At 58.5% G+C, this 12,361-nt stretch carries 9 protein-coding genes; 6 read left to right on the top strand and 3 right to left on the bottom strand.

The window, feature by feature from the left end:
- The first annotated feature begins 11 nt into the window (after window positions 1-11).
- Entirely contained in the window at window positions 12-914 is a 903-nt protein-coding gene (cysM, locus tag PG1C_RS08810) for a cysteine synthase CysM (RefSeq protein WP_202634442.1), read from the top strand.
- A gap of 189 nt (window positions 915-1,103) precedes the next feature.
- Complete coding sequence (ubiA, locus tag PG1C_RS08805) at window positions 1,104-1,988, top strand: 4-hydroxybenzoate octaprenyltransferase (protein ID WP_202634441.1); 885 nt, start codon at window positions 1,104-1,106, stop codon at window positions 1,986-1,988.
- Window positions 1,989-2,017: 29 nt separating this feature from the next.
- On the opposite strand, the gene PG1C_RS08800 is transcribed toward ubiA, so the two are convergent.
- Together PG1C_RS08800 and PG1C_RS08795 are read right to left on the bottom strand one after the other, a co-directional pair.
- Complete coding sequence (locus PG1C_RS08800; protein ID WP_202634440.1) at window positions 2,018-2,299, bottom strand: hypothetical protein; 282 nt, start codon at window positions 2,297-2,299, stop codon at window positions 2,018-2,020.
- A 133-nt stretch (window positions 2,300-2,432) separates the two neighbouring features.
- The gene (locus tag PG1C_RS08795) at window positions 2,433-3,347 is read right to left on the bottom strand and encodes a LysR family transcriptional regulator (protein ID WP_202634439.1); all 915 of its coding nucleotides are present in this window, start codon (window positions 3,345-3,347) and stop codon (window positions 2,433-2,435) included.
- Between the two features lie 149 nt (window positions 3,348-3,496).
- On the opposite strand from PG1C_RS08795, the gene PG1C_RS08790 reads away from it, so the two are divergent.
- The 3 genes from PG1C_RS08790 to PG1C_RS08780 are packed head-to-tail and all read left to right on the top strand — an operon-like array spanning window position 3,497 to window position 9,402.
- Window positions 3,497-6,694: an efflux RND transporter permease subunit gene (locus PG1C_RS08790; protein ID WP_202634438.1), complete on the top strand. Its 3,198-nt coding sequence runs from the start codon at window positions 3,497-3,499 to the stop codon at window positions 6,692-6,694.
- Entirely contained in the window at window positions 6,684-7,904 is a 1,221-nt protein-coding gene (locus tag PG1C_RS08785) for an efflux RND transporter periplasmic adaptor subunit (RefSeq protein ID WP_202634437.1), read from the top strand. Before PG1C_RS08790 ends, PG1C_RS08785 begins: the two co-directional genes overlap by 11 nt.
- A complete protein-coding gene (locus PG1C_RS08780; protein WP_202634436.1) occupies window positions 7,891-9,402 on the top strand; it encodes an efflux transporter outer membrane subunit in 1,512 nt (503 codons plus the stop codon). Before PG1C_RS08785 ends, PG1C_RS08780 begins: the two co-directional genes overlap by 14 nt.
- 126 nt (window positions 9,403-9,528) lie before the next feature.
- On the opposite strand, the gene PG1C_RS08775 is transcribed toward PG1C_RS08780, so the two are convergent.
- A complete protein-coding gene (locus PG1C_RS08775; protein ID WP_202634435.1) occupies window positions 9,529-10,707 on the bottom strand; it encodes an aminotransferase class I/II-fold pyridoxal phosphate-dependent enzyme in 1,179 nt (392 codons plus the stop codon).
- A gap of 151 nt (window positions 10,708-10,858) precedes the next feature.
- On the opposite strand from PG1C_RS08775, the gene ubiD reads away from it, so the two are divergent.
- Window positions 10,859-12,358 carry a 4-hydroxy-3-polyprenylbenzoate decarboxylase gene (gene ubiD / locus PG1C_RS08770; protein ID WP_202634434.1) on the top strand — a complete coding sequence of 500 codons (1,500 nt, stop codon included), beginning with the start codon at window positions 10,859-10,861 and terminating at the stop codon, window positions 12,356-12,358.
- The last annotated feature ends 3 nt before the right edge of the window (window positions 12,359-12,361 follow it).

Raw genomic sequence — 12,361 nt, 5'->3', positions numbered from 1 at the left:
AAAGTATCCTCATGACGTGGAAAACGCTGGAAGATTTTGTTGGCAACACACCGCTGGTTCAGCTAAAGCGGTTGCCGGGGGCAGACAATGCCCGACGCAACAATGTGATTCTAGTCAAGCTAGAAGGCAATAACCCCGCCGGATCGGTTAAAGATCGGGCTGCGCTCTCCATGATTTTACGCGCCGAAGCGCGCGGTGATATCGCGCCTGGTGACACGTTGATTGAAGCGACTTCAGGCAATACCGGCATCGCCTTGGCCATGGCAGCGGCAATGCGTGGTTATCGCATGGTGTTGATCATGCCCGAGAATCAAAGTATCGAGCGGCGCCAGACCATGAAAGCCTTTGGTGCTGAATTAATTCTGACCCCCAAAGCGGGCGGTATGGAATCCGCGCGTGACCTGGCGCAAGACATGGTGCGCGCAGGCAAGGGACGAGTCCTCGATCAATTCGCCAATGCAGACAACCCTCAGGCGCACTTTGAAGGCACCGGCCCCGAAATCTGGCGCGATACGACAGGGCGCATCACGCATTTTGTCTCCAGCATGGGCACCACCGGCACCATTATGGGCTGCTCCCGTTTTTTGAAAGCGCAGAATCCTGCCATTCGAATTATTGGATGCCAACCCGAAGAAGGATCGCAAATCCCCGGTATTCGCAAATGGCCTGAAGCTTATCTGCCCAAAATTTTTGATGCGAGTCGTGTTGATCAAATCGAAAACGTGAGCCAGGCAGAGGCTGAGAACATGACGCGGCGCCTGGCATGTGAAGAAGGCATCTTTGCCGGCATTTCTTCTGGCGGCGGCGTACATGTCGCCCTGCGCATTGCTGCTGCTGTTGAAAATGCCGTGATCGTCAGCATCATCTGCGATCGAGGCGACCGTTATTTATCGACAGGCGTTTTCCCAGCCTAGAGGCTAGCGAGCCCAGGATGCCGGGGCAAAGCGTCGTCTGATTCGAAAGTCGGCACCCCAAGGATACTTCCTGCGGGTCGCGCTGGCGCACGACGCACTCGGCTTTCGTCCTCCTTGCCATACAGGCGATCCCCATCCTCATTCGCAGGCCGTGCGAATGTTCGTTACTTCAGTCGGTAAAATCGACACATGAATATTGCTACGCTCAAAGATCGTCTGAATGATTACGAAAAGCTGATGCGGCTGGACAAGCCCGTCGGCACCTTGTTATTGCTATGGCCTACGCTGTGGGCATTGTGGATTGCCACGCAGGGTCATCCGCCCTGGTTGCTGGTCTGGATTTTTGTGCTGGGCACGCTCTTGATGCGCTCGGCCGGTTGCGTGATCAATGATTGGGCTGATCGTGATGTTGACCCGCATGTCGCGCGTACCAAAGATCGGCCGCTGGCTGCGGGCCGTGTCTCGCCGCGTGAGGCGTTAGTGCTGGCGGCGATACTGACGCTGTGCGCGGGACTATTGATTTTGCCGATCTGGCAAGCGGTGTGGTCGCTGGCACTGGTGGCTGTCTTCCTCGCCACAAGCTACCCATTCACCAAGCGCTTTTTCGCAATTCCGCAGGCGTATCTCGGTATTGCTTTCGGTTTTGGCATCCCGATGGCCTTCGCCGCCGCGACAGGCCGCGTGCCATCTTTGGGGTGGGCCATATTAATAGCCAATATTTTTTGGGCCGTAGCGTATGACACCGAATACGCCATGGTCGATCGTGAAGATGATCTCAAGATCGGCATAAAAACCGCGGCGATCACTTTCGGCTCGTTCGATGTCGCGGCGGTGATGCTTTGCTATCTGCTCACGCTGCTGATTCTGGCGATGGTGGGCGAAGCGCTGCACTTCAGTTTGCTGTATTCCTTGGGGCTTGTCGCGGCCACGCTCATCGCGGTCTATCATTTTTTTCTCATTCGTGACCGTGATCGCATGCAGTGTTTCAAAGCCTTTCACCACAACAACTGGTTTGGCGCAGTGATCTTCGCCGGCATCGTCGCCGAGCTGAATCTGAAACCTTTGTTGCTCTAACGCGGCTCAGTCTGCGAGGGTAGTCGTTTTTAGCGCTGTATCGCTAGCGCCGAGTTTACGCCTGAACCGCAAGCCCGCTGGCCGAGACCTGGCGCAACCTGACCTTTGCCCGCAAACACCGTCCCGCCTTTGCGGCCATTCTCGGCATCTCGTGGTTCTGGTTGCATGGTGCGCTGTTCCTTGCCCAGCTTCCAGCGTATGCCAAAAATGTTCTGGGTGGCGATGAAAGCAGCGTCATACTGCTGCTGCTTGCCACATTCATTGTGGGCATCGGTGCTGGATCGCTGCTGTGCGCGAAGTTTGTGCGGCACAAACCGGAGCGCAGCCTCGCGCTGGTGCTACCGGGGTGCAATGCCGCACTGGGCATCATGGGATATCAATGCCTGCCTGAACTGCGTTGCAAGGGCAACAACGGGTAAATGGATTTCAGTGGCGGGATGGTTTTTACGGTGCTGCCAGATCGCGCGAAGTTGCCATGATTTTCTCGCGCAGCCACTTGTGCGCCGGATCGCGATGTGTGCGTTCGTGCCAGAAAATATGCGGTTCCAGCGGCGGATAGCGCGCCGGCAGCGGAATGGTGACCAGCGGATACTGCGCACAGAGTAGTTGGGCGACGACATGGCTGGTGACCAGCAAGAGATCGCTGTTCGCAAGCAGTAGCGGCACGGCAAAAAAATGCGCCGTGGTATAGACCGCCTTGCTTGCGGTTTTATTCTTTGCCGCAGGCGGAACTGCCGTTTCCCTGAGCCGGTCTGCGCGCACATCTGTGGTCAGGCGCGGGGTCTGGTTGAATTCACGTATGCTTGCATTACCCTGCGAAAGCAGGTGATTTTTCCTGACCAGGCCGACGGGTGGAAATGCGGCGAGTTTGCAAGAATGGATGCCGGGCGCTGTCGGTTCTGGCAGGCCAACGGCGATGTCGAGTATTCCTGTACCAAGCTGAGCCTGGTAACTCGAAGAATCGTAACCCTGGATGGCAAAGCGGATATGTGGCGCGTCTTCCCGTATGAGCTGGGCAAACATCGGCGCAAGCATGTATTCCATGACATCCACCAGGCCAATGCGAAAAGCCGCGGTTGAGACAAGCGGATCAAACGGTTTTTCATCCAGCACGGCTTCGAGTTGCTCAAGCATGTTACGGATAGCGGGAGCGAGAGCCATCGCTTTTGCCGTGGGAACCATTTCACGCCCCATACGCATAAACAAAGGGTCCCCGATTTGCTTGCGCAGCCGCGCAAGCGCGTGGCTTGTCGCAGGTTGTGACAGGAACACGCGTTGTGCGGCGCGCGTCACATTGCGTTCTGCCATCATCGCGTCAAATGCGCGTAGAAGATTGAGGTCGAAGTTCAATATATTCATGCTGTGCATTATAATCTATCGTAATAATGCACTTCAAATATATTTTTATGTCATCTATCATTCGCGCTGGCACAATCTTGTGTCGATGACCACATGAAACATCTTCTTCGCGTTGAACCTTACTCCTTTGTGGGTGGCATGGATTCCTTATGATAGAAATCGTCCGCATCGCCTTGCGGCGGCCTTATACATTCGTGGTGATGGCACTGCTGATCCTGATCATCGGCCCGCTGACCGCGCTGCGCATGCCGACGGATATTTTCCCCAGTATTCGGATTCCGGTGATTGCGGTGGCATGGCAATACACCGGCCTGCCACCGGAGCAGATGGCCGGGCGCATTACCACACTGTTTGAGCGGATCCTGACGACAACGGTCAACGACATTGAACACATCGAGGCGAATTCATATCCTGGCTTCGGCATTGTCAAGATATTCTTTCAGCCCGGCGTCAACGTTGCGACCGCCAATGCGCAGGTCACCGCCGTATCGCAGGTCGTGGTCAAGCAGATGCCGCCGGGTACGACGCCGCCGTTGATCCTGAACTACAACGCGTCGACGGTGCCGATCCTGCAGATCGCCTTGTCAGGCAAGGGTCTGTCCGAGCAGAACCTCGCCGACCTTGGCATGAATGCGATCCGCACGCGCCTCATTACCGTGCCAGGCGCAGCGATTCCATATCCGTTCGGCGGCAAGACGCGCCAGGTGCAGATCGATCTTGATCCGGCCGCGCTGCAGGCGCGTGGTTTATCCGGGCAGGATGTCGCCAACGCGCTTGCCGCACAAAATCTGATCACCCCGGTCGGCACCCAGAAGATCGGCGCATTCGAATATACCGTGCAGCTCAACAGCGCACCGTCAGCCATCGACGATCTCGGCGGTCTGCCGGTCAAGGCCGTCGACGGCACGATGATCTACATCCGCGACGTTGCCCATGTGCGCGACGGCAACGCGCCACAGACCAACATCGTGCACGTGGACGGTTCGCGTTCAGTATTGATGTCGGTATTGAAGAACGGCGCGACGTCAACCCTGGCGATCGTCGCCGGCATCAAGAAGAAAATTGCCGAGATCAAGCCTGAGTTGCCAGAGAATCTGGTGGTCGCGCCGATCAACGACCAGTCGCTGTTCGTGCGGGCCGCGATCAAGGGTGTCGCGTTCGAGGGCGCGATTGCTGCTGCGCTGACCAGCATCATGATTTTGCTGTTCCTCGGCAGCTGGCGTTCGACGGTCATCATCGCGATCTCAATTCCGCTGTCTGTGCTCGGCTCGATCATCTGCCTTTCCGTACTTGGTGAGACGCTGAACATCATGACCCTGGGCGGCCTCGCTCTCGCGGTCGGTATCCTCGTCGACGATGCCACGGTAACGATCGAGAACATCAACTGGCATCTCGAACAGGGCAAGCAGGTCGAGACCGCGATCATGGATGGTGCCGCGCAGATCGTAATGCCGGCGTTCGTCTCACTGCTGTGCATCTGCATCGTTTTCGTGCCAATGTTCTTCCTCGAAGGTATTGCGCGTTTTCTGTTCGTGCCGATGGCCGAGGCGGTGATGTTCGCTATGGCTTGTTCGTTCGTACTGTCGCGCACGCTGGTGCCGACGATGGCGAACTACCTGCTGCGCCCGCATGCCCCGCATACGGATGAGCATGGCCTGGACAGTACCTTGCCGCCGTCGCGCAATCCGTTGGTGCGTTTTCAGCGCAGGTTCGAGGCGCGCTTCGAACGCATGCGCGGCGTCTACCACAACCTGCTCGCACTCGCGTTGGAGCATCGGCGGACATTCGTAGTCGGGTTTCTCGTCTTCGTGCTTGCGTCCTTCCTGCTGGCGCCTTTCCTCGGCCGCAATTTCTTTCCATCGGTCGATGGCGGCCAGATCCTGATGCATGCGCGCGTCCAGGTCGGCACGCGCGTCGAGGAAACGGCGAGCCAGTTCGCCGCAATCCAGAGCGCGATCCGGCGGATCATCCCGCCACACGAGATTGAAGTAATGGTCGACAACGTCGGTCTTTCGGTCAGCAGCATCAACCTGACCTACAACAACACCGGCTCGATGGGCGAGCATGACGGCGACATCCAGATCGCACTGAAGCCCGGCCACCGGCCGACCGCCGAATACATCAACGAGCTGCGCGAGAAGCTGCCACGCGAGTTTCCCAGCGTCACGTTCTCGTTCCCGCCGGCCGACATCGTCAGCCAGATCCTCAATTTCGGCTCACCGGCGCCGATCGACCTGCAGATTCGCGGCGCGCAGCTCGATGCGAACTTCGACTACGCCAATTCGCTGCTGCCGAGGATCCGTGCCATCCCCGGCATAGTCGACGTGCGCATCCAGCAGTCGCGCCGGAACCCGGTCTTCAACGTCGATCTCGACCGCACGCGTGCGCAGAAAATTGGCGTGACCACGCGCGACGTGACCAACAGCCTGGTCGTCAATCTGGCCGGCAGCAGCCAGGTCGCGCCGACTTACTGGCTGAATCCGCAGAACGGCGTGTCGTATCCGATCGTGATGCAGACGCCGCAGTACCGGCTTGATTCGCTGTCGGCACTCGCGAATGTGCCGGTCAACGGCGCCAGCGGCATCTCGCAGGTGCTCGGCGGCATCGCGGACTTCACGCGCACAACCAGCAACGCGCTGGTTAGCCAGTACGACATCCAGTCGATGGTGCAGATCAACGCAACCACCCAGGGCCGCGACCTCGGCGCGGTTGCCGCCGACCTGCGCCGCATTCTCGCCGATACCGCGAAGCATGTGCCGAAGGGTTCCACCGTCGCCCTGATCGGCCAAGTGCGCACGATGGAGAGTTCGTTCTCCGGGCTGCTATTCGGCCTGCTCGGTGCGATTGTGCTGGTCTACTTCCTGCTCGTGGTCAACTTTCAGTCGTGGGCCGATCCGTTCGTGATCATCACTGCGCTGCCGGCGGCGCTTGCCGGTATCGTCTGGATGCTGTTCGCGACATTCACGCCGTTGTCTGTGCCGGCGCTGACCGGGGCGATCATGTGCATGGGCGTCGCAACTGCCAACAGTGTGCTCGTGGTCAGCTTCGCGCGCGAACGTCTCGATGTGCTCGGCGACGCAACCGCGGCCGCTCTCGAAGCGGGCTTCGTCCGTTTCCGTCCGGTGCTGATGACCGCGCTGGCGATGATCATCGGCATGGCACCGATGGCGCTTGGCCTCGGTGAAGGCGGCGAGCAGAATGCACCGCTGGGCCGCGCGGTGATCGGCGGCCTTGTTTTTGCGACCATCGCCACGCTGATTTTTGTGCCTGTTGTGTTCAGTATCGTGCATGCGCGGCATGGCCGCAAAGCGCTGCCCCCTGCTACCGGAGAATCCCATGCCATCTGATGTCCCCGTTTTATCTTTGAATCCGTTTCTGGACCGCCGCCGCCTGCGTCTGGCGGGCATCGTATTAATCCTTATCGCGCTTGCCGCAGTAATCATCGGTATTGTCGTTCGTCTTCTCGACAACCGGCGCTTGCGTGAATGGACTGATGCCCAGGCCGTGCCCACGGTGGTTGTCAATCTTCCCGCAACGGGCAAGAACGTGATCACGCTCGATCTGCCGGGGCGTCTTGAAGCCTATGCGCGTGCGCCCCTCTATGCGCGTGTCAGCGGCTATCTGAAAAGTTGGAAGGCCGATATCGGCACATTGGTGAAGGCCGGCCAATTGCTGGCTGAAATTGAAACACCGGATCTAGATCAGCAGTTGCTCCAGGCAAAAGCCGATCTGGTCAGCGCCGAATCCGCTGCTGCCCTGGCGGCGACGACAGCGAAACGCTGGCAAGCCATGCTGGGTTCGGATGCGGTGTCGCGTCAGGAGGTGGACGAGAAAACCGGCGATCTGGCGAACAAACAGGCCATGGTCAAGGCAGCACAAGCCAATGTCGATCGATTTCAGGCCATGAAAGGCTTTACCCGCATCGTCGCGCCGTTTGACGGCAGGGTGACGGCGCGTTCGACCGATGTCGGCGCGCTGATCAATGCGGGCAGCGGCGTTGGTCCGGAACTGTTTGTCGTGTCCGATACGCGCAAATTGCGTGTTTATGTGAATGTCCCGCAAAACTATGCGCCAGGCATCAAGCCGGGTGGCAAGGCCAAGGTTAGCGTGCCGGAATATCCCGGCAAGCTCTATCCGGCGACGGTTGAATCTTCTGCGCAGGCAATCAATGCCGCATCAGGATCCATGCTGGTGCAACTGGTGGTGGATAACACTGCGGCGGAATTGTTGTCCGGTGGCTACGCGGTCATCAGCTTCGATTTACCCAATGCCAAACCTGCGTTGAGCATTCCGGCCAGTGCGCTGATTTTTGACAAGACCGGCTTGCGCGTGGCCACGGTGGATAAGGCCGACAAGATCGTGTTGAAGCCAGTCACCATTGCGCGCGACATGGGTAAGCTGATCGAAATCGGCTCGGGTCTGGTTGCGCAAGACCGAGTGATCGAAAGTCCACCCGACGGCATTGTGGATGGCGAGCCAGTGCATGTCGCGTTGTCAGAGACCGTGAGGTCAAAGGCCAAAGCCGCGCCGGAGACAGCGTCGCATGACAAAAAATAAATCCAGCATGCAGTTGCGAGTTTTTCCCCTGCTGCTATCCCTGTTCCTCGGCGGCTGTTCTTTTGCACCGCCCCTCTCGGTGCCGGAGATTTCGCCGGCCGTCGGGGAATTCAAGGAAGAAAAACTGTGGGTGCCGGCGCAACCTGCCGACAGCTTGCCGCGCGATGCCTGGTGGGCGCTGTATGGCGATGCCGAGCTGGATGCCTTGCAAAAACGCCTGATCGCCAACAGCGCTGATCTTGCCGCCGCTCTGGCCCGCTATCAGCAAGCGGTAGCCTATAACGCACAAATTCGTTCGGCACTTTTCCCGACTGTCGATGGTGTAGCCGATGCGCGGCGCAATCGCCAATCGGAAAAAAAGCCTTTGCGTGTGCTGGGGCCTAACTCACCTGATCTCTACAACGACTACTCTCTGGGTGTCGAGGTGAATTACGAGCTGGATTTATGGGGCCGCGTCCGTAATCAGATCGCATCTGCCACGGCTAGCGAGAAGGCGGCGCAGGCCGACCTTGAATCGGCGCGACTAAGCTTGCAGGCGCAGCTCGCCGATTACTACTTCACGTTGCGCGGGTTGGATCAGGAAAATAGCCTGCTCAACGACACAGTGACCGCCTATGCCAAAGCGCTGGAGATGGCCCGCGCGCGGCACGATGGCGGCCTTGCCTCGGGGCTTGATGTCGCGCGTGCGCAGACCCAGTACGATGCGGCACGCTCGCAGGCCAGCCAAACACTGGCAGCGCGTGCGCAGATCGAACATGCCATCGCCGCGCTGGTTGGCGAACCGGCTTCCACGTTCGCCATCGAACCACAACGTGCCGAAATCAAATTGCCAAATGTTCCCGCTGGAATGCCATCCACCCTGCTGCAACGTCGCCCCGACATTGCCGCCGCACAGCGCCGCATCGAAGCCGCCAATGCCCAGATCGGCGTGGCACGTGCGGCCTATTTCCCATCGATCATGCTGGGCGCGGTATTTGGCTACCAGTCCAGCGATTCTGGAGACTTCATCAAGGCGCCCAACCGTTTTTGGTCCATCGGACCATCTCTGGTGCTAAGCCTGTTCGATGCGGGTCGGCGTCAGGCCGAGGTATCGCGCACCGAAGCCGCGCTCGACGAATTGGGTGCGCGCTACCGCAGCGTTGCGCTGGGCGCCTTCCAGCAAGTAGAAGACAATCTTGCCTTGCTCAAGCATTACCACACCGCACTGGAAGCAGAACAGGCCGCGGCTGCTTCAGCGCAGCGCTCGTTGGATTTCGCCACCAGCCGTTATCGCGATGGTGGCAGCAGTTATCTTGAAGTGGTGAGCGCGCAAACTGCCGCATTGCAAGCGCAGCGCAGCGCCCTGGATATCAATACCCGCCAGTTGCGCGCCAGCGTGCAGTTGATTCGCGCACTTGGTGGTGGCTGGTCTGCGGCGACGAGTGAGCCTCTTGCCAGTGCTACCAGCGCATGTGCTGAGAGCGCGTGCCGCGCATCAGCACCGTCGTCCGCGCCATAACGCGATTATCTCGCCGTGTTACCAGCGCCGACTTTCCAAAGTAGCCCAGGTCGATGAGTTGGATTTTGTTATCGGCAAATCTACGCTATGCGCTGGCGTTATGGCTACAGCCCTGCATCAGGCTCGTTATGCAAATGATTTTAAGGCGTCCAGCGTATCCAGCAGGTACTCGAAATCGACGTCGGTGAGCGCGGTGGAAAGTGCGAAACGCAATCGACTACTGCCCGTTGGCACTGTCGGCGGGCGAATGGCGATAGCCAGTACACCGCGGTCTTCAAGTTTTTTTTGTGCCGTCAGTGCAGCGGCTTCACTGCCCAGCACCGCAGGAATAATTTGGGTGGTGGATGTCAGCGTGTCTATGCCCAGCGCAGCAAGGCGCTCGCGCAAGGCATTGCTGCGCTGGGCCAGCAAGGCGCGTTCGGCATCCAGATGCGGAATTAATTCAAGCGCCGCTTGCACGGCACCACAGGCTGCCGGTGGCGGAGCGGTTGAATAGATGATACCCGCGCAGCGATTGACCAGATAGTCGATCAGCGCCTGCGAGCCAGCGATGTAAGCCCCAGCCACGCCAAAGGCCTTGCCCAGTGTGCCCATGATGACTGCGTCGGGGTTTGTTGCGTGAAGTCCATAACCCAACCCGCGCCCCTGTGGCCCGAGGACACCGCTGGCATGTGCTTCATCGAGATACAGCACCGCCCCGTGACGCGCGGCGAGTGTGCCCAGCACCGCGACATCTGCGCGGTCGCCATCCATGCTGAAGACGGATTCGGTGACGATGAAGGCTGGGCGGCCTTGGGCGTGCTGGGTGAGCAATTCATCGAGATGGCTTAGATCGTTGTGGCGAAACTGGATTTGCGTAACCCACGCCGCCCGGCATCCAGCATGCAGGCTGGAATGATTCAGCGCATCGGTAAATACCAGGGCTTCACGTCCGCCAGCCAGTTTGAATAAAGCGGGTAAAACGGTGGCATTGGCCTGGAAACCGGAATTGAAAATCAGCGCCGCCTCGGTACCTTTGAATGTGGCCAACTGTGCCTCAAGCTTAAGCATTGCCTCCAGTGTGCCGGTAACCAGCCGTGAAGCCCGTGCGCCGGCACCAAAGCGTTGCACCCATTCAATGGCACGCGACTTCAGCGCGGGATGTTGCGAGAGACCAAGGTAGTCGTTGGATGACGCGTCAATCAGTTGACGGCCATCGGCCATCACCAGATGTGAGCCGGGAATGGCAATCTGCCGCAGGCGCCGTCGCCGCTGCGTAGCGTCGAGCGTGGTCAGTGCCTCATTGAGCGCTTGTTCAAGCCACATGGCGTGCCTGATGGGCGAGAGATGACAGAAAAATCATGGTGTGTGGAAATTGCAGGATGATGGGTGCGTATTGTGCCTCGGTTTTGATCTGCGAAGAGATCATTTCTGCCAGCTACAATGGCATATTGCATGAGTATTAAGGGCACACCGGATGAAGTATCACGATTTGCGCGACTTTTTGCAGCAGCTCGAAGCCAAGGGCGAACTCAAACGCATCGCTGTTGCGGTGGATCCGTATCTGGAAATGACCGAGATTGCCGACCGCGTGTTGCGCGCGGGGGGACCTGCGTTGCTGTTTGAAAACCCCACAGGGTATACGACACCCGTGCTGGCGAATCTTTTTGGTACGCCGCGCCGTGTTGCCTTGGGTATGAGTAAAGCGGGCATGGACGAAGAGGGCGACTGGAAAAAATCCCTGCGCGAAGTAGGCCAGTTATTGGCGATGCTAAAAGAGCCTGAGCCGCCGCACGGGCTCAAGGATGCCTGGGACAAACTGCCGCTGTTAAAACAAGTATTCAACATGCGGCCGAAGGTGGTTACTTCTGCGCCTTGCCAGGAGATTGTCCGGGAAGGGCGGGACGTTGACCTGTCCCGTTTGCCGATACAAACCTGCTGGCCGGAAGATGCTGCGCCTTTGATCACCTGGGGATTGACCGTCACGCGAGGGCCCCAGGGTTTGCCGCATTCGAAAACGCGACAGAATCTGGGCATTTATCGGCAACAAGTGATTGCGCCGGACAAGGTAATCATGCGCTGGCTGGCGCATCGCGGGGGTGCGCTGGATTATCAGGATCATTGCGCGGCGCGCCCAGGCGAGCCATTTCCGGTAGCCGTGGTGCTGGGCTGTGATCCGGCAACGATTCTGGGTGCGGTGACGCCGGTGCCGGATACCTTGTCTGAATATCAATTCGCGGGCTTGTTGCGGGGTAGTAAAACGGAACTGGTGAAATGTATCGGTTCAGATTTGCAAGTGCCTGCGCGTGCCGAGATTGTGTTGGAAGGCGTGATTCATCCGGGCGAGACAGCGGCAGAAGGTCCATTTGGCGACCACACCGGTTATTACAACGAACAGGCCGAGTTCCCGGTGTTCACCATTGAGCGCATCACCCTACGGCGGGATCCGATTTACCATTCAACCTACACCGGCAAGCCGCCGGATGAACCGGCCATGCTGGGCGTGGCGCTCAACGAAGTGTTCGTGCCGCTGCTGCAAAAGCAGTATCCGGAGATAGCGGACTTCTATCTGCCGCCAGAGGGCTGCTCATATCGGCTGGCGGTGGTGTCGATCAAGAAGCAATATCCGGGGCATGCCAAACGGGTGATGTTCGGCATCTGGAGTTTTTTGCGTCAGTTCATGTACACCAAATTCATTATCGTGACCGATGATGATGTGAATGTGCGAGATTGGAAAGAAGTCATCTGGGCGGTGACCACGCGCGTGGATGCCGCACGTGATACGCTGATCGCTGAGAATACGCCCATTGACTATCTTGATTTTGCCTCACCGGTCGCCGGGCTGGGCAGCAAGATGGGGATTGACGCTACCAACAAATGGCCGGGAGAGACGGTGCGCGAATGGGGACGGCCCATCGTTATGGATGCAGCAGTCAAGCAGCGGGTCGATTTACTTTGGGGAGAGCTCGGACTATGAGTA

Origin of the sequence: Rugosibacter aromaticivorans (assembly GCF_000934545.1) — a bacterium.
Classification (GTDB): Bacteria; Pseudomonadota; Gammaproteobacteria; order Burkholderiales; family Rhodocyclaceae; genus Rugosibacter; species Rugosibacter aromaticivorans.
Note: the sequence above shows the minus strand (reverse complement) of the source record. Positions and strands in the feature narration are given on the sequence as shown.